The 22767-nt window shown below is 50.8% G+C and carries 22 protein-coding genes; 21 read left to right on the forward strand and 1 reads right to left on the reverse strand.

Annotated features, from left to right (window positions below):
* Position 1: 1 nt before the first annotated feature.
* The gene (locus ACFQ2I_RS08675; protein WP_377563591.1) at positions 2-1543 is read right to left on the reverse strand and encodes a YifB family Mg chelatase-like AAA ATPase; all 1542 of its coding nucleotides are present in this window, start codon (positions 1541-1543) and stop codon (positions 2-4) included.
* 294 nt (positions 1544-1837) lie between these two features.
* Between ACFQ2I_RS08675 and sucC the strand changes: the two genes are divergently transcribed.
* The 21 genes from sucC to flgG all read left to right on the forward strand — a co-directional run bounded on the left by sucC (position 1838) and on the right by flgG (position 22754).
* The gene (gene sucC, locus ACFQ2I_RS08680) at positions 1838-2998 is read left to right on the forward strand and encodes an ADP-forming succinate--CoA ligase subunit beta (RefSeq protein WP_377563593.1); all 1161 of its coding nucleotides are present in this window, start codon (positions 1838-1840) and stop codon (positions 2996-2998) included.
* Between the two features lie 71 nt (positions 2999-3069).
* Entirely contained in the window at positions 3070-4008 is a 939-nt protein-coding gene (gene sucD / locus ACFQ2I_RS08685; RefSeq protein WP_377563594.1) for a succinate--CoA ligase subunit alpha, read from the forward strand.
* A 222-nt stretch (positions 4009-4230) separates the two neighbouring features.
* Positions 4231-5370 (forward strand): DNA-processing protein DprA, encoded by a 1140-nt coding sequence (dprA, locus tag ACFQ2I_RS08690; RefSeq protein WP_377563883.1) that lies wholly within the window; start codon positions 4231-4233, stop codon positions 5368-5370.
* A gap of 28 nt (positions 5371-5398) precedes the next feature.
* Positions 5399-7492, forward strand: a complete 2094-nt coding sequence (gene topA / locus ACFQ2I_RS08695; RefSeq protein WP_377563596.1) for a type I DNA topoisomerase — start codon at positions 5399-5401, stop codon at positions 7490-7492.
* A 100-nt stretch (positions 7493-7592) separates the two neighbouring features.
* A complete protein-coding gene (gene trmFO, locus ACFQ2I_RS08700) occupies positions 7593-8924 on the forward strand; it encodes an FADH(2)-oxidizing methylenetetrahydrofolate--tRNA-(uracil(54)-C(5))-methyltransferase TrmFO (RefSeq protein WP_377563598.1) in 1332 nt (443 codons plus the stop codon).
* 112 nt (positions 8925-9036) lie between these two features.
* Positions 9037-9582 carry an ATP-dependent protease subunit HslV gene (gene hslV / locus ACFQ2I_RS08705; protein WP_377563599.1) on the forward strand — a complete coding sequence of 182 codons (546 nt, stop codon included), beginning with the start codon at positions 9037-9039 and terminating at the stop codon, positions 9580-9582.
* Positions 9583-9602: 20 nt separating this feature from the next.
* Positions 9603-11006 carry an ATP-dependent protease ATPase subunit HslU gene (hslU, locus tag ACFQ2I_RS08710; protein WP_377563601.1) on the forward strand — a complete coding sequence of 468 codons (1404 nt, stop codon included), beginning with the start codon at positions 9603-9605 and terminating at the stop codon, positions 11004-11006.
* Between the two features lie 30 nt (positions 11007-11036).
* A complete protein-coding gene (codY, locus tag ACFQ2I_RS08715; RefSeq protein ID WP_377563602.1) occupies positions 11037-11807 on the forward strand; it encodes a GTP-sensing pleiotropic transcriptional regulator CodY in 771 nt (256 codons plus the stop codon).
* A gap of 220 nt (positions 11808-12027) precedes the next feature.
* On the forward strand, positions 12028-12441 hold the full coding sequence (flgB, locus tag ACFQ2I_RS08720; protein ID WP_377563603.1) for a flagellar basal body rod protein FlgB: 414 nt from the start codon (positions 12028-12030) through the stop codon (positions 12439-12441).
* A 9-nt stretch (positions 12442-12450) separates the two neighbouring features.
* Positions 12451-12897 carry a flagellar basal body rod protein FlgC gene (gene flgC / locus ACFQ2I_RS08725; RefSeq protein ID WP_377563885.1) on the forward strand — a complete coding sequence of 149 codons (447 nt, stop codon included), beginning with the start codon at positions 12451-12453 and terminating at the stop codon, positions 12895-12897.
* A 25-nt stretch (positions 12898-12922) separates the two neighbouring features.
* Positions 12923-13228 carry a flagellar hook-basal body complex protein FliE gene (gene fliE, locus ACFQ2I_RS08730; protein ID WP_377563604.1) on the forward strand — a complete coding sequence of 102 codons (306 nt, stop codon included), beginning with the start codon at positions 12923-12925 and terminating at the stop codon, positions 13226-13228.
* Positions 13229-13283: 55 nt separating this feature from the next.
* Positions 13284-14855, forward strand: a complete 1572-nt coding sequence (gene fliF / locus ACFQ2I_RS08735; RefSeq protein WP_377563606.1) for a flagellar basal-body MS-ring/collar protein FliF — start codon at positions 13284-13286, stop codon at positions 14853-14855.
* A gap of 2 nt (positions 14856-14857) precedes the next feature.
* On the forward strand, positions 14858-15880 hold the full coding sequence (fliG, locus tag ACFQ2I_RS08740; protein WP_377563607.1) for a flagellar motor switch protein FliG: 1023 nt from the start codon (positions 14858-14860) through the stop codon (positions 15878-15880).
* Entirely contained in the window at positions 15873-16712 is an 840-nt protein-coding gene (locus tag ACFQ2I_RS08745) for a FliH/SctL family protein (RefSeq protein WP_377563609.1), read from the forward strand. The genes fliG and ACFQ2I_RS08745 overlap by 8 nt, the downstream gene beginning before the upstream one ends.
* Entirely contained in the window at positions 16699-18024 is a 1326-nt protein-coding gene (gene fliI / locus ACFQ2I_RS08750) for a flagellar protein export ATPase FliI (RefSeq protein WP_377563611.1), read from the forward strand. Before ACFQ2I_RS08745 ends, fliI begins: the two co-directional genes overlap by 14 nt.
* A gap of 8 nt (positions 18025-18032) precedes the next feature.
* Positions 18033-18479, forward strand: a complete 447-nt coding sequence (gene fliJ / locus ACFQ2I_RS08755) for a flagellar export protein FliJ (protein WP_377563612.1) — start codon at positions 18033-18035, stop codon at positions 18477-18479.
* Positions 18480-18514: 35 nt separating this feature from the next.
* Positions 18515-19417: a MotE family protein gene (locus tag ACFQ2I_RS08760; RefSeq protein WP_377563613.1), complete on the forward strand. Its 903-nt coding sequence runs from the start codon at positions 18515-18517 to the stop codon at positions 19415-19417.
* A gap of 43 nt (positions 19418-19460) precedes the next feature.
* Entirely contained in the window at positions 19461-20840 is a 1380-nt protein-coding gene (locus tag ACFQ2I_RS08765; RefSeq protein ID WP_377563615.1) for a flagellar hook-length control protein FliK, read from the forward strand.
* A gap of 42 nt (positions 20841-20882) precedes the next feature.
* Positions 20883-21470 (forward strand): flagellar hook capping FlgD N-terminal domain-containing protein, encoded by a 588-nt coding sequence (locus ACFQ2I_RS08770; protein ID WP_377563616.1) that lies wholly within the window; start codon positions 20883-20885, stop codon positions 21468-21470.
* On the forward strand, positions 21467-21853 hold the full coding sequence (locus ACFQ2I_RS08775) for a TIGR02530 family flagellar biosynthesis protein (protein ID WP_377563617.1): 387 nt from the start codon (positions 21467-21469) through the stop codon (positions 21851-21853). Before ACFQ2I_RS08770 ends, ACFQ2I_RS08775 begins: the two co-directional genes overlap by 4 nt.
* An 88-nt stretch (positions 21854-21941) precedes the next feature.
* A complete protein-coding gene (gene flgG / locus ACFQ2I_RS08780; protein ID WP_377563619.1) occupies positions 21942-22754 on the forward strand; it encodes a flagellar basal body rod protein FlgG in 813 nt (270 codons plus the stop codon).
* Positions 22755-22767 lie beyond the last annotated feature (13 nt).

The following is a 22767-nucleotide window of genomic DNA, read 5'->3' on the forward strand; positions in this document are numbered from 1 at the left end:
ATCAAATTTCAATTCGACGATAGGATATTGCTTCGGCAACATGCTCAGAAGAAACGGAGTCGCAATTTCCCAAATCAGCAATCGTCCTTGCCAGCTTCAATATCCGATCATAGGCGCGCATGCTGATGCCGAGCGCTTCGAATGCGTTGTCGAGCAGCATGCGAGCGTCGGCATGCAATGCGGCAGCGCGCAGCAGTCCGCTGCCCGTGAGCTCGCTGTTGAACCGAACGCCGAATGCCTGGTTGCGCTCCAGTTGCCTTGCTCGTGCGGTAACGACCTGCTGCTGCAGCTCCGCTGTCGTCAGCCCTCGCTCGCCTGCGCGATTCTGGTCGAAGCGTGGTCGGGGAACCTCCAGTTGCAGATCGATTCGATCCAGCAGAGGTCCCGACAGCTTAGAACGATATCGGGCGATCGAAGCTGGGCTGCAAGTGCATATTTTCTCGCCTTGCTCATGGCCGAAGTAACCGCAAGGACAGGGATTGTACGATACGGCCAGCATCAGATTGGCCGGGAATTGAACAGTCGCTCGAGAGCGAGATATGGTGACGACTCGGTCCTCCAGCGGCTGTCGGAGCAGTTCAAGCACGGTGCGAGGGAATTCAGGCAGTTCATCTAGGAACAGTATGCCGCGATGCGCTAACGTCACTTCTCCGGGCTTGGGGATGGAGCCCCCGCCGATCATGCCTCCCGTCGATATGGAATGATGAGGAGCGCGGAAGGGAGGGCTTGCCATCAGCCCTCTCGCCCCATCCGACAGTTTGCCTGCGACGCTGTAGATCTTCGTCACCTCCAATGCTTCTTCTTCCGCGAGAGGCGGCAGAATGCCGGGCAGTCTGCGTATCATCATCGTTTTGCCAGTTCCAGGCGGGCCGCACAGCAAAATATTATGCTTGCCGCTAGCGGCAATGAGCATAGCCCTCTTCGCTTGCTGTTGACCGATCACATCGTGAAAATCCAGACCGTCTTGCGGTGGATTGTCCTGAAAATGGCGCACGCGGCTGTCCATTGAAGAATGGCGAAGCCGTTCCCAGTTCCGTTCATCGTCTCCCGTCGCAAGTTCATGCAGATGAGTCAAGCCGTACAGCTCCATTCCGGATATCCAGGCCGCCTCTTGCACATTATCTGCTGGCAGGAGCACTCGGCTAATGCCGCTTCGCTTGGCCTGCTCCAGCATGGCAAGCACGCCCGGCACCGGTCCGATGGCTCCACTCAGCGATAACTCTCCGATAAGTAATGTGTTCTTGAAGGATTCGCTGCTCAGTTGACCACTCGCGGTCAGAATGCCTGTGGCTATCGCCAGATCGAAGGCGGTTCCTTCCTTGCGCAGATCCGCTGGGGCGAGATTGACGGTTATCCTTTCCATTGGAAAGATGAAGCCACTGTTCTTTAGCGCAGCGCGTACCCGCTCAACTGATTCCCGGACAGCGGGGTCAGGCAAACCAACGATGTGCACTTGGGGCAGTCCGTTGCTAATGTCCACTTCTACACAAATGTTTTTTCCTTCAACTCCGAATACACTTGCGCTGTGTATGGCATTGTACACAAATAAAGCACCTCCATTGATGTATGAAGGTGCTTCCTCACATTTTTATCCTTTACCGACAGAATAACGCAAAGCAAGCGCAATTGTCAATCAAAATAAGTAATTAATTAACAAGTTTCAGGTCATACTAGTTGTCGTAGATCGATATCATCTCATATTGAGATGATATCGATATCAAAAAAGCTCATGAATTCTGTCAGAAATATAAGGTACAAGTCGTCGAAAGATGATACAATAAGAAGAGTTTGTGTTTACATATGACTGATAAGAGTCTGTGAAATGGAGGATTTCAACATGAACATCCATGAGTATCAAGGCAAAGCGGTACTGAAGCAGTATGGGGTAGTCGTGCCGGAGGGCAAGGTGGCATTCACCGTTGACGAAGCGGTAGAAGCAGCCAAGGAGCTGGGCACTTCCGTTGTGGTCGTAAAAGCGCAAATCCACGCGGGCGGCCGTGGCAAAGCAGGCGGTGTCAAGGTTGCAAAAAATCTGGACGAGGTTCGTGCATACGCAAGCGAGATACTAGGCAAGACGCTTGTTACACATCAAACAGGTCCTGAAGGCAAGCAAGTTAAGCGCCTTCTTATTGAGCAAGGATGCGATATAAAGAAAGAATACTACATCGGAGTCGTACTTGATCGCGCAACCGGCCGCGTCACGATGATGGCCTCCGAAGAGGGCGGCACGGAAATCGAGGAAGTGGCGGAAGCGACTCCGGAGAAGATTTTCAAAGAAGTGATCGACCCTGCTGTCGGCATGCAAGCGTTCCAGGCTCGCAAGCTGGCGTATGCCATCAACATTCCGAAGGAGCTTGTGAACAAGGCTGTAAAGTTCATGATTGCTCTGTACACGGCTTTCGTCGAGAAGGACTGCTCCATTGCGGAGATTAATCCGCTTGTTGTAACTGGCGACGGCAACGTGATGGCGCTTGACGCCAAGTTGAACTTCGACTCCAACGCGCTATACCGTCATAAGGACATTCAGGAACTGCGCGATCTGGACGAAGAGGATCCGAAGGAAATAGAGGCGTCCAAGTACGACCTTAGCTATATAGCACTGGATGGCAACATCGGCTGCATGGTTAACGGCGCTGGCCTAGCAATGGCTACAATGGACATTATCAAATACTACGGCGGCGACCCTGCGAACTTCCTGGACGTTGGCGGCGGCGCAACGAAAGAGAAAGTAACAGAAGCTTTCAAAATTATACTGTCCGACGAAAAAGTAAAAGGCATATTCGTTAACATCTTCGGCGGCATTATGAAATGTGATATAATTGCCGATGGCGTGGTGGCAGCAGCAAAAGAACTTGGTCTTGAACGTCCGCTCGTCGTGCGCCTTGAAGGCACGAATGTGGAACTGGGCAAGAAAATTCTGAACGAATCCGGCTTGAATATCGTAGCGGCTGACTCCATGTCCGACGGTGCGCAGAAGATCGTTGCCCTCGTGAAATAAGCTTGCTTGCGGCTCTAATATAAAGACTACCTCTATCGTGCATAGAATTCATTCAGGGGATGTGAGTTAAGTTGAGTATACTGGTAAATAAAGATACAAAGGTGATCACACAAGGGATCACAGGCGAGACTGGCAAATTTCACGCGAAAGGTGCGCTGGACTACGGTACTCAAATGGTGGGCGGCGTAACTCCGGGTAAAGGCGGAACTAATGTGGACATTACGCTGGAGAGCGGCTCTACCGTATCTCTTCCGGTGTTCAATACGGTCAAGGAAGCCGTTGCGGCCACCGGCGCTAACGCTTCCGTTATATACGTGCCGCCGGCATTCGCTGCGGATGCTATTATGGAGGCAGTTGATGCGGAGCTTGATCTGGCGATCTGCATTACAGAAGGCATCCCGGTGCTGGATATGGTGAAAGTGAAGCGTTATATGGAAGGCAGCAAGACCATTCTGATCGGACCTAACTGCCCCGGCGTGATTACCCCCGGCGAATGCAAGATCGGCATCATGCCCGGCTATATTCATGCGAAGGGCCATGTAGGGGTCGTATCCAGATCTGGAACGCTTACTTATGAAGCCGTTCATCAGCTCACAACTCGCGGCATTGGACAATCGTCCGCTGTCGGTATTGGCGGCGACCCGGTGAAAGGCTCCGAGTTTATCGACATTTTGAGCCGCTTTAATGACGATCCCGATACGTATGCCGTGATCATGATTGGTGAAATCGGCGGTACAGCGGAGGAAGAAGCAGCCGAGTGGATTAAAGCGAATATGAAGAAGCCGGTTGTCGGCTTTATCGGAGGCGCTACAGCTCCTCCAGGGAAGCGCATGGGCCATGCAGGCGCCATCATCTCCGGCGGTAAAGGAACAGCTGCGGAGAAAATTGCGACATTGGAAGCGTGCGGCATCAAAGTGGCTCCGACACCTTCTGATATGGGCTCCACGCTCGTAAGCGTTTTGGAGGAACAGGGCCTTCTGGAGAAGTGTAAGACAATCAAAACTTCTTAAGCGATTAACAAATAATAACATTTAAGAGGCAAGCAGCCTTTCGGCGTCAATGACGTCCGGAAGGCTGCTTTTTTCATTTTGACATTCATGAACTAGAAAAAATGTTGAAATTGCATGAAAGAATTGAAAAGGTTGACTTGCATTCTGCAGCCGTGTAAGACACAATAGAAAAGTATGCAAGCCAACCCGAATGAACCTATTCAGGAGAGAGGGTTGGTGGACATGGATACATGGCAGCAGCAAGAGAAAGAAATGGTGCTTGCCTTTCATGAGATTCCCGGAATTGGCTGGCACGCCATAAAGAAGGCGGTCAAGCATCAGTTATGGCGCAAGGAGAGCTGGACGCGAGACGATCTGCTGAATATCGGCCTTCGTCCCAGTCAAGCTCAGAAGGCTGTAGATTACTTCCGAGAGCATGCATGGCGCTGCACAACTTCTGGATCAGTAAAGATGAAGCATTGCGGCGCTTCTATTCTGACACCTTATGATGCTCAGTATCCGGCGCTGCTTAAGGAATGCCCGCAGCCTCCATGGGTGCTGTATGCGATGGGAAGATTGGAGCTGCTGACCAGACCTGCAGTTGCAATTGTCGGCACAAGGGTGCCGACAGCTTATGGCAGTCATGTAGCTACAAGAATGGCAAGAGAGTTGTCTGCAGCAGGGGTGACCATCGTTAGCGGTCTGGCCAGAGGCGTCGATAGCCGGGCGCATGAAGCGGCTCTGGAGGAGAGAGGCGGTACGATTGCCGTATTGCCTACTCCGATCGACGATTGCTATCCCCCTCAGAACCAATCGCTATACCGGCGAATCGCGGAGCGTGGATTGCTTCTATCGGAGAACCCGCTAGGCTCCGGGCTGCATCCCGGGCAATTCCATCAGCGCAATCGAGTTATTGCGGGACTTTCCAGGGCGACGATCGTCGTAGAAGGAGCCAGTCGAAGCGGCTCACTTATTACGGCTTCTCATGCACGCGACATGGATCGGGAGCTGTTCGCGGTTCCGGGGCCGATCAACTCGCCCAAGAGCGAAGGCCCTAATGAACTGATTGCGAATGGGATGGCCATACTTATGCATTCTGCAGAGCAAGTGTTCCAGGAATTATTGTGGCTACGCGGAATGGTGGAGGCTTGTGACAGGGTGGATGAACAGCATGACAGCGTAGCATCCGTAGCGAAGGAAGCAGAGCCGACGACTTCGGAAGAACGGAAGGTATTGGCGCTTCTGTGCGAGCGCCCTATGAGCCTCGATGAGCTTCAGGAGCTAACGGCGTTTCCATTTGGACATTTAAGCTCCATTCTGCTAAATTTATGTATAAAAAGAAGGATCGAGCAGCAAACGGGATCCTTATACATGGTATTGTAACTTGTCGTAGAGAGAGGAGGCACCTCACATGGCAGATTCATTGGTTATCGTGGAATCACCTGCTAAAGCCAAAACGATCGGTAAATATTTGGGAAGCAAATATATCGTGAAAGCGTCTATGGGTCATATTCGGGATTTGCCTAAGAGCCAGATCGGCGTTGAGGTCGAGAACGAATTCAAGCCTAAATATATTACAATAAGAGGCAAGGGCAACGTATTGAAAGAGCTTAAGGATGCACGGAAGAAAGTGAAGCATGTGTATCTGGCGGCTGACCCCGATCGCGAAGGCGAGGCGATCGCGTGGCATCTTGCCCATTATCTGGAGCTTAACGAAACGGATACCTGTCGAGTAGTGTTCAATGAAATAACAAAGCAAGCCGTTAAGGAAGCGTTCAAGACGCCTCGCAAAATTAATATGGATCTCGTGAACGCGCAGCAAGCGAGACGGATACTGGATCGGCTGGTCGGCTACAAGATTAGTCCGCTGCTATGGAAGAAAGTAAAGAAAGGCTTGTCCGCAGGCCGCGTGCAATCTGTTGCCGTCAAGCTGATTATTGACCGGGAGAACGAGATCGACGCGTTCATTCCTGAAGAATACTGGTCGATTACAGCGAAACTGCAGCATGGAGGAAAATTGTTCGAAGCGAAGTTCCATAGCTTGAATGGGTCGAAGAAGGAGCTTGGCAACGAAGCCGAAGTGCAGGAGATTCTGAATGGAATCAAGGGCAAGGACTTCGTTGTAGCTAATGTGAAGGAGAAGGAGCGTCTGCGCAATCCGGCGCCGCCGTTCATTACCAGCTCCTTGCAGCAGGAAGCTGCGCGCAAGATCGGCTTCCGCGCATCCAAGACGATGTCGGTCGCACAGCAGCTCTATGAAGGTGTGGAACTGGGCAAGGAAGGAACGGTCGGTCTTATTACGTATATGAGAACCGACTCTACCCGGATATCGCCAGTGGCTCAAGATGAGGCCAAGGGTTATATTTCCGAGAAATACGGCGCGGATTATGTGCCGGAGCAGCCACGCGTCTATACGAAGAAAAACAGCAACGCGCAGGATGCGCACGAAGCGATTCGTCCGACATCCATCATGCGCGATCCCGATACGATGAAGCCGTACTTATCCCGCGACCAAATGCGACTCTACAAGCTCATCTGGGAACGATTTGCTTCAAGTCAGATGGCTTCAGCCGTGCTAGACACGATGACGGTTGATTTACAGTGCGGCGATGCGATATTCCGCGCTACCGGCTCCAAGATCAAGTTCGCTGGCTTTATGAAGGTGTATGTGGAGGGCAATGATGACGGTACGGTGGAGGAGCATAAGTTGCTACCGCCGCTCGCGCAAGATGATGTAGTAAAGGCCGAGGGAATTGAACCGAAGCAGCACTTTACGCAGCCGCCTCCGCGATACTCCGAAGCGAGACTCGTTCGCACGCTGGAGGAGCTCAGCATTGGAAGGCCGAGCACCTATGCTCCGACACTGGAGACGATTCAGAAGCGCGGATACATCGCCATGGAAGAGAAGAAGTTTTTCCCGACTGAGTTGGGCGAGTTGGTGATTCAACTGATGGAGGAGTTCTTCCCGGAGATTCTGGATGTCGAGTTCACGGCCAATATGGAAGGGGATCTCGACCATGTGGAAGAAGGCACAGAAGACTGGGTGAAGGTGCTTGCGAATTTTTATGAGTCCTTCGAGCAACGGCTGGAAGTAGCCGAGGAGGAAATGAAGGAAATCGAAATTCAGGATGAAGTGTCCGACGAAATATGCGAGAAGTGCGGCAAGCCGCTTGTATACAAGATGGGCAGATTCGGCAAGTTCCTGGCTTGTTCCGGCTTCCCGGATTGTCGCAATACGAAGCCGATCGTGAAGGATGTCGGCGTAGAATGTCCGAAATGCCGGGAGGGCAAAATCATCGAGCGGCGCAGCAAGAAAGGTAGAATCTTCTACGGCTGCGATCAGTATCCAGGCTGCGATTTCGTCTCCTGGGATAAGCCGACGGATAAAACTTGTCCGAGTTGCGACAGCATGCTGGTCGAGAAACGCAATCGCTCTGGCGCAAGGCTGCAATGCGTCTCCTGCGACTATACGGAAGAATTGATTGAGGAAGAAGAGCAAGCTTAAAGCTGTGGATTCTCCGATTGACTATACACACAACTCCGTCCTCCCTTTCCAGGGAGGATGATGTTGTTCTATCGCATAGAAACGAGAGGACTGAACAATCATGACAAGCCCAAAGGTAACAGTGGTAGGAGCAGGACTCGCTGGAAGTGAAGCAGCTTGGCAGATCGCTTCGCAAGGCGTCCCGGTCATCCTGTACGAGATGCGTCCGGTCAGACAGACCCCTGCGCATCATACAGACTCGTTCGCTGAGCTGGTATGCAGCAATAGCTTGCGCGCCAACGGGCTGAGCAATGCAGTGGGTGTGTTGAAGGAAGAGATGCGCCGTCTGGATTCGCTTATATTGAGCTGTGCGGACAAGCATGCCGTACCAGCCGGCGGAGCGCTCGCAGTGGATAGAGAGGGCTTCTCCGGTGAAGTGACGAGCAGACTGCGCGAACATCCGCTTATTGAAGTCCGCAATGAAGAAGTGGCAGGCATTCCAGCCGATGGCATTGTCGTCATTGCGACAGGTCCGCTTACCGCCCCTTCGCTGTCGAAGGAAATCGCGGAGCTGCTTGGAGAGGAATACTTCTATTTCTATGATGCGGCTGCACCTATTGTCGAGAAGGATTCCATTGATATGGACAAGGTTTATTTGGCTTCGCGTTACGATAAAGGTGAAGCCGCTTATTTGAACTGTCCGATGAACGAAGAGGAGTTCCAACGCTTCTACGAAGCGTTGATAACTGCTGAGACTGCACAATTGAAGGATTTCGAGAAGGAGGTCTACTTTGAAGGCTGCATGCCGATTGAGGTGCTGGCCCGTAGAGGCGCCAAGACGCTTTTATTCGGGCCGATGAAGCCGGTAGGGCTAGTTAACCCTCATACGGGGAAACTGCCGCACGCGGTCATTCAATTGCGTCAGGACAACGCTGCAGGCACCCTCTACAATATTGTCGGTTTTCAGACTCATTTGAAGTGGGGGGAGCAGAAGCGCGTCTTTAATCTCATCCCCGGTCTTGAGAACGCGGATTTCGTTCGGTACGGCGTCATGCACCGGAATACTTTTATTAACTCGCCGAAGCTTCTGAAGCCGACCTATCAAGCTCACAATCGGGATACGTTATTCTTCGCGGGACAGATGACAGGAGTGGAAGGGTACGTGGAATCCGCTGCTTCGGGTCTTATTGCGGGAATGAACGCAGCCAGAGCGGCGAAAGGGGAACAACCGCTAGTAATGCCGTCTAAAACGACGCTTGGCAGTATGGCCAACTATATTACAACAGCTGATTTTAAGCATTTTCAACCGATGAATGCGAACTTTGGCTTGTTTCCTCCGTTGGAGGAGCGGATAAAGGGCAAGAAGGAGAAAAATGAGGCAATCGCGCATCGCGCCTTGGACGAGCTTGAGAAATTTAAGCAGCAACATTTACCCCATTTTGCCGTAAAGTAAACTATAAGTGCGTGTTCAAAAAGCCCGGTTTTCAACATGTGAACAAAAGCGGGCTATTTGAACGACCTCTATAAGCCAGCTTCAAACTACGATTTGTTGGGGAGGCATAGTAATGGAAATGAAGTTTCATGCCACGACGATCTGTGCGGTTCGTCACGAAGGCAAAGGAGCCATTGCCGGTGACGGTCAAGTAACGTTCGGCAACAGTATGGTGATGAAGCAACATGCTAAGAAAGTGAGAAGATTATATCGGAATCAGGTAGTGGCGGGCTTCGCAGGCTCGGTTGCCGATGCGATAACGTTATTCGAGAAGTTCGAGGCGAAGCTGGAGGAGCATCACGGCAACTTGCAGCGCGCCGCTGTCGAGATGGCTAAGGACTGGCGCTCCGACCGGGTGCTGCGCAAGCTGGAAGCGATGATGATCGTGATGGACAAGAGCGGGCTGCTGCTCATATCCGGCAACGGAGAAATTATTGAGCCGGACGATGGCATTCTGTCGATCGGCTCCGGGGGATCATTCGCGTTGTCGGCAGCAAGAGCGCTGAAGCGACACGCACCCGCTATGAGCGCCAAGGAGATGGCACATGCCGCTCTTGGCATTGCGGCGGAAATATGTGTATACACGAATCATAATATTATTGTAGAAGAGATCGTATAGATAGCGGAGGCGATAATAGGATGGGTAATGACACATTGACGCCGCGGCAAATTGTGGCGGAGCTGGATAAGTACATCGTTGGCCAGAAGGATGCGAAGCGATCAGTCGCAGTGGCGCTGCGCAATCGGTATCGCAGAAGCAAGCTGGACGAGGCGCTGCGGGATGAGATCATGCCGAAGAATATACTCATGATCGGTCCAACCGGTGTCGGCAAGACTGAAATTGCAAGACGGCTGGCGAGGCTGGTGAGAGCGCCGTTCGTAAAGGTCGAAGCGACCAAATTCACAGAAGTCGGCTATGTGGGAAGAGACGTAGAATCCATGGTGCGCGACCTGTTAGAGACTGCGATTCGGATGGTAAAGTCTGAGAAGACTGAGGAAGTGAAAGACCATGCGGAAAAGTTGGCCAACGAACGTATCGTTACACTGCTTGCTCCTTCCGCAGCGAAAGCGAAATCGGCTAAAAATCCGTTCGAAATGTTATTCGGAGGCGGTTCGGACGAGAAAGAAGAGCAGAAAAACACAGAGGTAGATCAGGCGTTAGAACAAAAACGCGCCTCCATTCGCGAGCAGCTTGCTGAAGGCAGACTTGAGAATGAAGTTATTGAAATTGAAGTGGAAGATACGACGCCAAGCATGATGGATATGCTGTCGTCCGGCCAGGGGCCGGAAGGCATGGGTATGAACATGAGCGAGCTGTTCGGCCAACTGATGCCGAAGAAACCAAAGCGCCGCAAGCTTCCCGTCAAGGAAGCCCGTAAAGTTCTTACGCAAGAGGAAGCGAACGGTCTGATTGAAATGGACGATGTTATTGCGGAATCCATTGCTCGCGCAGAGCAGGGCGGAATTATCTTTATCGATGAAATCGACAAGGTTGCTAGTCCGTCAAGAGGCTCAGGTCCTGATGTTTCCAGAGAAGGGGTGCAGAGGGATATTCTTCCTATCGTGGAGGGGTCTACGGTCATGACCAAATACGGTTCCGTCAAGACGGATTATATCCTGTTTATCGCTGCTGGAGCCTTTCATATCGCCAAGCCTTCCGACCTAATTCCCGAGCTTCAGGGACGGTTCCCGATTCGTGTTGAGCTGACCAGCCTAAGTTTAGAGGATTTCATCAGTATTTTAACGGAGCCGAAGAACGCGCTGACGAAGCAATATACCGCACTGCTTGAGACGGAAGGCATTGAGATCGAATTCTCTGACGACGCTATAGCGGAGTTGGCTTCTATCGCGGCGGATGTGAATCGGAATATGGAGAATATTGGCGCGAGAAGGTTGCATACTATTCTAGAGAAGCTGCTTGAAGATTTGAGCTTCGAAGCACCGGAGCTCTCCTTGGAGAAGATGGTTATCACTCCGCAATATGTAAGGGAGAAGCTGGGCGGCATTGCGAAAGATCGAGATTTAAGTCAATATATACTGTAATGGCGATGAGTTTTTTGGGAGGCAATTAGAATGAGTTTATTGAATAAAACAAGAACGCTGAACCGGCTGCTGCAAAAAGCAGCCGGTAAGGCGGTTAACTTCAGGGAAATGGCTGAAGTGCTTTGCACCACGATTCAAAGCAATGTATTCGTCGTAAGCAGAAGAGGCAAAATATTGGGATGTGCAGCGGTAGATGTGTACGATCACGAGTTTATTCGTTCGCAATCCGGTACTGAAATGCGTTTTCCTGCAGATAGCAATGCCCGATTTATGGACATGCAGGAGTCAGTGACGAATGTAGAACCGGACCGCGGCATCTATGAGACGTTTCCCAGATTGGGCGGAGGAGACGTCATGACGGTGGTGCCGATCATTGGCGGGGGAGACCGCTTGGGCACCCTGGTGTTGACTCGAACAACGGGCGAATTCAACGATGACGATCTCATATTGGCGGAATACGGCTCCACTATTGTAGGTATGGAGATATTGCGTGAGCGCGCCGATGAAATTGAACAGGAAGTGCGCAGCCGTGCGGTCGTTTCCGTTGCGATCGGCTCGCTTTCATTCAGCGAACTGGAGGCAGTTGAGCATATTTTCGAAGAGCTGGAAGGGAAGGAAGGGTTGCTTGTCGCTTCCAAGATTGCAGATCGCGTCGGTATTACGAGATCGGTCATCGTCAATGCCCTGCGGAAGCTTGAAAGCGCCGGAGTCATTGAGACCAGATCGCTTGGCATGAAGGGAACCTATATCAAAATATTGAACCAACAGCTGCTTTTGGAGCTGGAGAAAATAAAGGGCTAAAACTAGTCCCTTTTTACCAGGAAAGTCCTGTCTGAAAAATAAAGATAGGGCTTTTTTCTCATTGTAATATTATGGAGAATTGTTGAAGATGTTTTTGTGGCAAATCTCGACAGGCTAGTCTCATTTTTTTAATAATTTTATGTCGAATAAAGAAGGAATGCGGCTCAATCTGTTGAATTAGTGTAGTGATGATTTTCAAATTGAAAGTGGTGAGAACGACATGAACGTGTTGAACAGTGCAGCGTTTGCTCGATTGGAGAACGCGGCTTATGCTTCCGAATTGCGGCAAAGAGTAATTGCAGATAATATTGCCAACGCTGAAACGCCACAATTCAAGCGTCAGGAAGTATTATTCGAGCAGCTTCTGGAGCAGAGCATAGGGAACAAGCCGATTGGCGTGTCGGGCTACAGGACAGACGCGAGACATATCGCTATCGGTTCTCAGAAATCCAACATGCCTGCTCCCAAGGTCGTAACCGACGATTCAACGACGATGAACATCAATGAGAACAATGTCGATCTGGACCGCGAAATGGCGTTATTGGCCAAAAATCAATTGAATTATAACCTGTACACGAAGCAAATCAGCCATGAGATCAAAATGATGAGAACAGCAATTGACGGGAGGGTTTAACGGGTGAAGATGACGGCGGGATTCGACATAAGCGCTTCGGCACTTACAGCGCACCGCATGCGAATGGATGTTATCTCCTCTAACATTGCGAATGCGGAGACAACAAGAGGGAGTTTCGTCAATGGAAAATTCGAGCCATACAAACGTAAAATGGTTGTAATGGAGCCGATGCAACAGTCCTTCTCCAGCATGTTGGCCAGTGAAATGGGAGATAAGGGAGTTGCGCGAGGCGTCAAGGTTACTAAAATTCAGGAAGATCATACACCAAGCAAGTTAGTCTATAATCCAACGCATCCCGACGCGGACGGCAACGGGTACGTACATATGCCGAATGTGGACATGGCCAAGGAAATGGTTGATATGATCTCGGCCATGCGATCTTATGAATCCAATGTAACCGCGTTAAACGCGACGAAAGCGATGTTCGTTAAAGCTCTTGAGATAGGACGAGGGTAATACATAAGCGTTGGGAGGGATATTAGTGATCGAAGCGATGTCGTTAGGCGGCAGCTTGCCTGTCAAGCCAAGCGAGAATAAAACCATTCAACAAGCGACACCAGCAGAATTGACGGAAACGTTCGGTCAATATTTGCAGAAGGCACTGGATGGTGTAAATGCTCAAGAAGTAAATGTTCACAAAATGAACGATTTGTATTTGACGGGTCAAGTTGATGTGACACAGGTAATGATCGCCGCTGAGAAAGCACAACTTAGTTTGCAGCTAACCTCACAAGTCCGCAACAAAGTCGTAGAGGCTTATCAAGAAATGATGCGGATGCAAATCTAAATCTAAATCTAAATCTACTTCTTTATCCAGCACAGAATTTGGGTGAGGTGACAACGTGAACGAAAAAATCGCCCAATATGGTGAAAGGCTCAAGCAATTTTGGGGTCAGATGGGCAATAAACAAAAAATTTGGCTGGGGGCTTCAGTAGGCGGAATTTTAATAGCGATTATTTTATTGACGATCGTATTTACTCGAACGGAATATGAAATCGCATTTCAAAACCTGGATGCTACTGATTCGGCCGCGGTAATGAGCTACTTGGAAGCAAGCGGCATTCCCTATGAGCTAAGCGCAGCAGGGACAAGCATATCTGTTCCTAGTAAGGATGCTGCCCGTGTGAAGGTGGAAGCCGGTTCACAGGGATTGGTGCAAAATGGCTCCATCGGATTCGACATCTTCAACGCCAAGACTTCACAGCTTGGGACAACGGAGAATGAATTCAATGTCATCTATCAAAATGCTATGAACGGAGAAGTGCAGAAGCTTCTGAACAGCCTGGAAGGAGTAGAGAGTTCAAAGGTGCTCATCAACTCCCCGGAAGAGAGCGTGTTCCTCGCGCCAGAGGATGCGAAGAGCGCATCGGCGGCCATTGTGATGCAGTTCAAGCCGGGCTATCGTCCATCTCAGATGGAAATTGACGGTTACTATAATCTGGTTAGTGCGACAGTAACGGATCTGTCAATTGAAGATATCACCATCTCCAGCAGGCAGAATGTGCTCGTTCCTTCTCACGAAGGCAATACAATCAAGGGCAGTTCGGAAATTGTGGAGATGCAGTTCCAAATTCAACGCAAATTCGAGTCTGATCTAAAGAGCAATATTATGCAATTCCTTGGTCCGCTCGTCGGACCGGACAATCTTGTCGTCAGCGTCTCCAGCAGCATGAACTTCGACAAGAAGCGCAGCGAGGAAAGTCTGGTGAAGCCGCTTGATAATAACAACAATAATGGCATTATCATTAGCGAAGAGGTTCAATCCTCGGCTTCGACAGGATCAAACGGAGCGGCAGGTGGGATAACCGGTACTGGAGAGACAGATATTCCCAGTTATCAAGCAGGTGGGCAGGATCAATCTTCATCCGAGACGAATTCACAGATTCGAAATTATGAAATCAACCGCATCAACAATAGCATTGAATCGTCACCATACTTGCTGAAGGATTTGTCCATCAGCGTGGGCATACAAGTCGAGCAGCTTGCAGACGAACAAAGCAGAGAGTCGATTATGAACTACTTGACGACGCTGGTTCGATCCCAACTCGCGGATTCTGGTCAAGACGTTAACGATGACTTGCTTATCAACAAGAAGGTATCCCTTATTGCCAGGGACTTCGCAGACAGCAGCGAATCGTCTTCTGTCGGGGGCATCTCCCTTCCATTGGCAATTGGACTCGGCGCCGCTGCGCTTGCTCTGATCGGCGGACTCGGATTCTTGCTTGTACGCAGACGGAAGAAGGCAGTACTGGAAGAGTATGAGACAGAGGAGACTAGCCAAGTCGAATATCCGACGCTTGATCTGGAAAGTGTCAACAACGACAGTCAAGCTCGCAAAAATCTTGAGACACTTGCCAAACGCAAACCTGACGAATTCGTCAACCTTCTACGCACCTGGCTTGTGGATGAATAGAGGTGCTGAAATTGTCAAAAGCTGCACAAGGCTTAACGGGCCGTCAAAAGGCCGCTATTCTGCTAATTACACTTGGCCCCGAAGTGTCAGCGCAAATATTCAAGCATTTGCGCGACGAGGAGATTGAACAGCTGACGCTGGAAATCGCCAATGTACGCAAGGTTGACAGTGAAGCGCGAGAAAACATTTTAAGCGAATTCCATCAAATTTGCTTGGCGCAAGAATACATTTCGCAAGGAGGCATCTCCTATGCGAAAGAAATACTGGATAAGGCGCTTGGCGAATCGAAAGCGCTGGAAGTCATCAACAGGCTTACGGCTACGCTGCAAGTTCGGCCGTTCGATTTTGCCCGAAAGGCTGATCCTGCTCAAATATTGAACTTTATTCAGAATGAAAATTCGCAGACAATTGCGCTTGTCTTATCTTACTTGCAATCGGAACAAGCGTCGCAAATACTGTCATCGCTGCCTCAGGACAAGCAAGCCGATGTGGCGAGAAGAATTGCTCTAATGGACAGCACTTCGCCAGAAGTTATCTCTCAGGTGGAGAGAGTGCTTGAACAGAAGCTATCCGCTACCGTAACGCAAGACTATACGAACGCAGGCGGTATCGATTCGATCGTCCAAGTGCTTAACGGAGTTGACCGCGGCACGGAGCGAACGATACTAGACGCATTGGAAATTCAGGATCCGGAGCTGGCCGAAGAGATTAAGAAACGTATGTTCGTCTTCGAAGACATCGTGAATATCGATAATCGTTCCATCCAGCGTATCATTCGTGACGTAGAAAACGCAGACCTTCAGTTAGCGCTCAAGGTGGCAAGCGATGAAGTGCGCGAGGCAATATTCCGCAACATGTCCAAGCGCATGGCCGAGACGTTCCAGGAAGAGATGGAATTCATGGGCCCTGTCAGACTGCGTGACGTCGAAGAAGCGCAGACGCGCATTGTCGCCACGATACGCAGACTGGAGGAATCTGGCGAGATCATCATAGCTCGCGGCGGAGGAGATGATATCATTGTCTAGATTGATAAAGTCTTCAAGCATTATTCCGATCGATGAATTCAAAAAATTACAATGGATAAACCGTTATCCTGCAGCTGATCAGGAAGAAGAAGTGCAGGAGCCCCCGCCGGAGTCGGGACCAGATGAAGAGACGCTCTCACTTCGCGACCAGATTCTGGAGGATGCGCAGGCATTCGCCGAGAACAGGCTTAAGGAAGCCGCTCAGGAATGCGAAGCGATGCTAGTATCCGCGCGGGACGAAATCGACGGCTGGTGGCAACAAAAACGGGCCGAAGACGCAGTTGAAGCAGAAACAGCCAGACAGACAGGTTATGAACAAGGATTCGCACAAGGTGAATCGGAAGTGAGATCACAGCTTCAGCAGCAATGGATGGATAGACTGACGGAGTCGGAGAATGTGCTGAAGCAGGCCTATGCCATGCGCGAACAAATCATTCAGGAAGCGGAGCCGTTCCTCGTTGAGCTCAGCTGTGCGATTGCAGAAAAAATTATCGGCCAACAGCTCAGCTTATCGCATGATATTGCGCTTGAGCTAATACGCAAGTCGCTGTCCCGAAGGCGAGAAACAGGCGTCATCACATTATGTGTCGCACCTTCTGAGCTTGCCTTCATTCAAGCTGCAAGGGAAGAACTGCACGCTGCGATCGACTCGCAGGCAGAACTGCATATTCTCCCAGATGCGTCGGTGACCGACAAAGGCTGTGTCATCCGCACTGTATTCGGCAGCATCGATGCCCGCATCGATACACAGCTGTCAGAGATCAAGCGCGAACTGGTCGGCATTGCCCATCATAGCCTTGAAGAGCGAGGGACAAGCGATGAGCAGCGTTAACCTTGATATTGGCAAGTACATCGAACATATCCGAACTATCGATCCTGTGCGAGTCAATGGCAAAGTAACACAAGTCATCGGATTGACGGTCGAATCGGAAGGACCTGATGCCAGCATCGGCGACGTTTGTCTAATTTATCCTGTCAAGAGTGCTAAGCCGCTGAAGGCGGAAGTGGTTGGCTTCCGCGATAACCGGGTTATTCTGATGCCACTTGGCGATCTGCATGCAATCAGTCCCGGGTGCGATGTTGTCGGCACCGGTAAGCCGCTAACCGTCCAAGTTGGTTCCGAACTGCTTGGCAAGGTGATCGACGGTCTTGGCAATCCGCTTGACGGCTCGCGGCTGCCTGGTCGAATGCCCCACTACTCGACGCATAACGAGCCGGCCAATCCGCTCGAACGGCCCAGAGTAGTAGATCCGCTCAGCATTGGCGTCAGATCGATCGACGGATTACTTACGGTGGGCGAAGGTCAACGCGTCGGCATATTCGCCGGTTCCGGCGTCGGCAAGAGTACGCTGCTGGGCATGATTGCCCGCAACACTTCTGCGGACGTCAATGTCATCGCCCTGATCGGCGAGCGCGGCAGAGAGGTGCTAGAGTTCATCGAGAAGGATCTCGGTCCGGATGGCTTGGCCAGATCCGTCGTCATCGTGGCGACTTCGGACCAGCCTGCGCTTATTCGGATGAAGGGCGCTCTTATCGCGACGACAATCGCCGAGTATTTCCGTGACCGCGGCTTGAATGTCATGCTTATGATGGATTCCGTGACCCGTTATGCAATGGCGCTTCGCGAAGTTGGTCTGGCCATTGGCGAACCGCCCGCTACTCGCGGATACACGCCCTCCGTCTTCGCAGCCCTTCCCAAGCTATTAGAGCGAGCGGGTACCGGCAAGAACGGTTCCATAACAGCCTTCTACACCGTGCTGGTGGACGGAGACGATATGAATGAGCCGATCGCGGATGCTGTAAGAGGCATACTGGACGGACATATTGTACTCAGCAGGCATTTGGCCAACAAAGGGCATTTCCCAGCGATAGATGTGATGTCTTCCGTCAGCCGCGTCATGAAGGAAATTGTGTCGGAACAGCAGCTGGATGCCGCTAATGAGTTAAAGCGACTTCTCTCTATTTATAGAGATTCGGAAGACCTCATCAATATTGGGGCGTATCAACAAGGTTCTAACAAAGATATTGATGCAGCCTTGCAATATGTTGATGCGATACAAGCATTTACAAAGCAAAAAACGTCTGAAAAGACCACGCTTCATGAAACTCAAGAACGTTTGATCAACGAATTCTATAGGAGTTGAGTGTACCGGTGGCTACCTTTCAATATTCGTTTCAAAAAATTGTTGATCTGAAGAACAGTGAAAAAATGCAGGCGGAGTGGTTATTGTCAAGTGCATTAAACACATTGACCGAAGAAGAGCAGTCCCTTCAGCAATTGCATATAGTTAAGCGGGAATGGGAGGAACGTCTTCATCGTGCGTCTCAGAATGCCATTCCGTTGTCAGAGTTGCAGTTGATCGGTCAATATCTGGACTATCTTGATTCTTGCATCGCTAACAAGCAGAAGGACGTGCAGCAGGCGGAGCGGCATGTTTCCCAGCAACGTGACTTTCTTACGGACCGGATGAAGGATGAGAAAATTTGGATGAAAGCCAAAGACCATGCTTTATCCCGTTTCCGACAAGCGATGCAATTGAAGGAACAGAATGAGTTGGATGAACTGGCAACGGCCCGTTTCATGGTATCGACCCCATAAGAGAAGTTGAACGCCTGCAAGAGGGAGTGTTGAAATTGGCGGATTCAGGTGTTGAAAAAGGAACCAGCGGATTTGAACGATTGATGTTTTTCACAATTCCGTTGTTGTTCGTCGCTATGCTACTTCTTGTGTTGTTGACCATTTTCGATGTCGACTTCCGCAATCGGGCGCTGCAGTTCGGCCAATCGATTCCCGTCCTTAATAGCGTGCTGCCTGAACCGAAGGTTGCAGGCAATGCCATGGATGACGATAGCATACGTACGATTAAGATGACTGAACGGATTGATGAGCTTGAGACAGAGCAGGCCAGTCTGACAGCGGAGCTGGACAAAGCCAACGAAGACAAAAAAACGCAGGAAGACATCGTGGCTCAGCTACAAGGAGAAAATGCGCAATTAAAGCGAATGGTGGAAAAAGAGCAACTGGAGGATGAACAATACGGCGCAAAGATTGGCGAACTTGCGAGCATGTTTACCAAGATGACGCCAAGCAAGGCGGCTCCAATCATTCAAAATATGCAGTTGGAAGAGATGGTTCTCATGTTCTCGTATATGCGCGCGGACGACCGCGTTAGGATAATGGAGAAGATGAATCCTAAAGTAGCTGCTGATGCGACAGTGATGCTGAAGGACGATGTGCCGGTAAAGGATCTGCAAATTGCAGCCCTGCAGGCAAGGTTGGACAAGAATGAAGAAAGCGAAAATGGAGCCTCCGCCTCCAAGCTTGACGAAGAACAGCTTGGCGCAACTTTCGCGGGGATGGATCCGGAGAGCGCAGGGGAAATGCTGCTTAAGCTGCGTGAGATTAATCCATCGAAAGTACTGCGTGTGCTTCGTTCTGTTAATGATGGAGCGCGGTCTGCGATATTGGCGGCCATGTCGGAACAAGATGAGCAAGTGACCGCTCAAATTCTGTCCTCTTTAATGACAGATGCATAGCGATCCAGGTTCAAGACAGCCCTCATGGAGAGGAGGTGAAAAAATGGAAATGATGTTTCCAAGTGTGGCTCCCGTTCAGCCTCATGGCCAGAACGGCGGAGCTGTGGGCGTGAGAGAATTGACCCCGGCATTCCAGCATGTGCTCGTGCAGCAAATAAGCGGTACGGGGAATGCCATAGGCCAAGGCGAGACGATGAATACTGCTCCCACGCAACAAGTTGCAGCTTTGCTCGCGGGAGTGACGGTAAAGGCGACGGAGGGAGACGCTTCCATGGTTGAGCAATTAATGGCCATGATCGAGTTGTTGACCGATCAGCTGGAGGAGCTTGGAGAAGGTGACAAGCCGTTAACCGAAGAGCAGCTGGAAGAGCTGCGGGAGATGCTGCAGCAGTTGGAAGACCTGATGGCTTGGATGGGGGCGCCTATGCTGACGAATCCTGCGCATTCTACCGGAGTTCAAGCGGAAGGGACTGAAGGTGGACAGCAACAGCAAGAAGCTGCGCCGGAGCAGGTGAAGAACATGCTTCAGGACGCGCTGCTGCGTATGCAGATGGTGCTCCAGCAAGGCAATCGACCGATGACTGTGCAAGGCGCTCAGCCTCTTATGTTAATTGCCCATCAATTGCAAGCCTTGCAAGCCGTATTGGATGATCAGGCACAGCCGCAGATTCAGCCAAGCAAGAATGAGCAGCCGATGCTCCCGAATTGGCTGAAGACTGAGGCAGCGATGACGCAGACGAAGGATACAGCGACGCTGCTCCAGCGTCTTAATCAGCAGTCGCTTCATCCTTCCGCTATGCAATCAGTGGTGCTGGACAGCGCTGAAAGCACTGCCAGCATGATGGATGTGTTGCGCAGTTCGCCAGAAGGCGAGGCTTCCATGCCGATACCGTTCATACGGCCAGACAATACGCGAGAGATGATGTCACTTCTGGTTAAAGCATCCTCGCCGACCGCCTATGTGCTAGCAGACGAGTTCGCGGAGACGATGTCAAATCTTCTTGTATCCAAGCTGCAATTGTCTGCTCATGGCGGAGTATCCGAAGCCAAATTGATGTTGTTCCCTGAACAGCTTGGTCAAGTGGATGTAAAGATCACCGTTCAGAATGGACTGTTGACGGCTTTATTCCAAGCGGATAATGTGATAGCGAAAGAAATGTTGGAAAATCAACTTACTCAGCTGAGGCACGCTTTGCAGTCCCAAGGATTAAATGTCGACAAGCTTGAGGTTACACAAGGCGATACTGCAGATTTGTTCTCCGGCGATGATGGCAGAGAGCAAGGGGAAGGATCTCCGTCCCGTCAACACAGCTTTCATAATACCGACGGCGGTGACAATGAATCTACCTTTCAATCGGAATTGTCCCAGCAGGAAGCGATCCAAGGACTTGGCTATGGACGTGCCATTAATGAAACAGTCTAGCGTGTGGATATTTCCGCTTCATGAGAATGGAGGTGAACAGAATTGGCAGATAGCGTAGCAGGACCTCGCGTCGTGTGGCCGCATTACAGCAAGAACAATATTATGCAAGCAGATAAGCGCAATCCATCTGACGCATTGGGCAAAGACCAGTTTCTCTCGATACTCGTCGCTCAGCTGCGCAATCAAGATCCGATGCAACCGATGCAGGACCGGGACTTCATTGCCCAGATGGCGCAATTCACCGCTGTCGAGCAACAGATGAACATGGCTAATGAGCTTGCGCTGCTGCGTCAAAGCATTGGGTCGGCGTCCAGTATCATCGGTAAGTCGATACAGTGGCAGGAGTTCGATGAAGAAGGAGATGTAGTTACGTTAGGCGGTACGGTAGATGCTGTTCTATCGAAGGATGGACTATTGTACGCCAAGGTTGGGGATAAGGAAGTTGCCATGGATTACGTCATATCCATCTCGGACAATCCGCTGAATCCCGAAGAGCCTGGCGAGCCTGATCCGGATGAGCCGGACACAGGAGATCCTGGAGAGGTTGATCCTGAGAATCCCGGCGATAGTAGCGGTACTGGCAATTCGGGAGAAGATGGCGGAACCCCTGGAGAGGGGGAAGGGGGATGAACGATAGTCTGAAAGTTGGACATTTCTTCCCGATGAAGGGTAAGCCCCTATCGCTTGACAAAAGAACAGTACCAGGAAAAGAACAAGCTGTCTCATCTAACGAATTCAGGAACATGCTCCAGTCGGAGTTGTTAAAGTTCAGCCATCACGCCGAGCTTCGGATGGAACAGCGGGGAATTAGACTGAAGCCCGAATCGTTGACACAAATCATGAAGGCTGTAGACGAAGCGGCGTTAAAGGGAGCTAAAGATTCCTTGATTGTCTATCGCGACATTGCCATGATCGTGAATGTGCCGACAAGAACCGTCGTGACCGCCATGGATGGCCAAGCGATGAAGCGCAATGTGTTCACGCAGATTGATAGTGCGATTATTTTAAGTTGATGGCCGGACCTTATTGGGGGCCTAGAGCTGCGGACCGACTGAAGCAGCTCAAGCATAGCACGACTAAAGTATAGGAGGCATATTATCCATGTTGAGATCCATGTACTCAGGTGTTTCCGGTATGAGAGGCTTTCAGACGAAATTGGACGTCATCGGCAACAATATCGCCAACGTCAATACGATTGGCTTCAAGGCTGGTCGCGTCATGTTCCAAGACATTCTCAGCCAGACCGTTGCCGGCGTAACCGCGCCGGAAGAAGGGGAACGCGGCGGCGTCAACGCTAAGCAGATCGGCCTCGGCGTTGCTATTAGCTCGATTGATACGGTACATACGCCTGGCAGTTCCATGACTACGAATCAAGCGACAGATCTGCGAATTGACGGGGACGGATTCTTCGTCGTATCCGCCGGAGATGACGCCGAGATGATGCTTACACGTGCCGGCAACTTCACGCTGGACGCGAACCGGCAGCTTGTGAACGGCGATGGCCTGTTCGTGCTTAGTGTGGATGGCGAGCCGATTGTATTGGACGAAGAGGTGACGGCATTCTCTATCAGTCAAGATGGTATGATTCTTGGGGTGACGGCAGACGGCCAAGCTGAGGTTGCGCAGATTGGAATGGCGAGAGTCGTCAATCCGGGAGGTCTGGAGAAGATGGGCGGCAATCTGTATCGGATGACCGTCAATGCCAACCCGGATGGTGAATTCGAGCTGGTTGCTCCGGATGATCCCGAAGTGGGTACAGGCAAGATTATTGCCGGACAGCTAGAGATGTCCAATGTAGACTTGACAGGTGAGTTCACGGAGATGATCGTCGCTCAGCGCGGCTTCCAGGCCAACTCCAGAATTATTACGACCTCTGACGAAATTTTGCAAGAAGTAGTAAATTTGAAGCGTTAATGATTTAGCGGTC

It is taken from the genome of Paenibacillus chungangensis (assembly GCF_042675905.1).
Classification (GTDB): Bacteria; Bacillota; Bacilli; order Paenibacillales; family Paenibacillaceae; genus Pristimantibacillus; species Pristimantibacillus chungangensis.

Bases quoted from the DNA above. Each gene is read 5' to 3' on its own strand.
- sucC (WP_377563593.1), top strand. From the start codon at position 1,838: ATGAACATCCATGAGTATCAAGGCAAAGCGGTACTGAAGCAGTATGGG.
- dprA (WP_377563883.1), top strand. From the start codon at position 4,231: ATGGATACATGGCAGCAGCAAGAGAAAGAAATGGTGCTTGCCTTTCAT.
- topA (WP_377563596.1), top strand. From the start codon at position 5,399: ATGGCAGATTCATTGGTTATCGTGGAATCACCTGCTAAAGCCAAAACG.
- trmFO (WP_377563598.1), top strand. From the start codon at position 7,593: ATGACAAGCCCAAAGGTAACAGTGGTAGGAGCAGGACTCGCTGGAAGT.
- hslV (WP_377563599.1), top strand. From the start codon at position 9,037: ATGGAAATGAAGTTTCATGCCACGACGATCTGTGCGGTTCGTCACGAA.
- hslU (WP_377563601.1), top strand. From the start codon at position 9,603: ATGGGTAATGACACATTGACGCCGCGGCAAATTGTGGCGGAGCTGGAT.
- codY (WP_377563602.1), top strand. From the start codon at position 11,037: ATGAGTTTATTGAATAAAACAAGAACGCTGAACCGGCTGCTGCAAAAA.
- flgB (WP_377563603.1), top strand. From the start codon at position 12,028: ATGAACGTGTTGAACAGTGCAGCGTTTGCTCGATTGGAGAACGCGGCT.
- flgC (WP_377563885.1), top strand. From the start codon at position 12,451: ATGACGGCGGGATTCGACATAAGCGCTTCGGCACTTACAGCGCACCGC.
- fliI (WP_377563611.1), top strand. From the start codon at position 16,699: ATGAGCAGCGTTAACCTTGATATTGGCAAGTACATCGAACATATCCGA.
- ACFQ2I_RS08765 (WP_377563615.1), top strand. From the start codon at position 19,461: ATGGAAATGATGTTTCCAAGTGTGGCTCCCGTTCAGCCTCATGGCCAG.
- ACFQ2I_RS08775 (WP_377563617.1), top strand. From the start codon at position 21,467: ATGAACGATAGTCTGAAAGTTGGACATTTCTTCCCGATGAAGGGTAAG.
- flgG (WP_377563619.1), top strand. From the start codon at position 21,942: ATGTTGAGATCCATGTACTCAGGTGTTTCCGGTATGAGAGGCTTTCAG.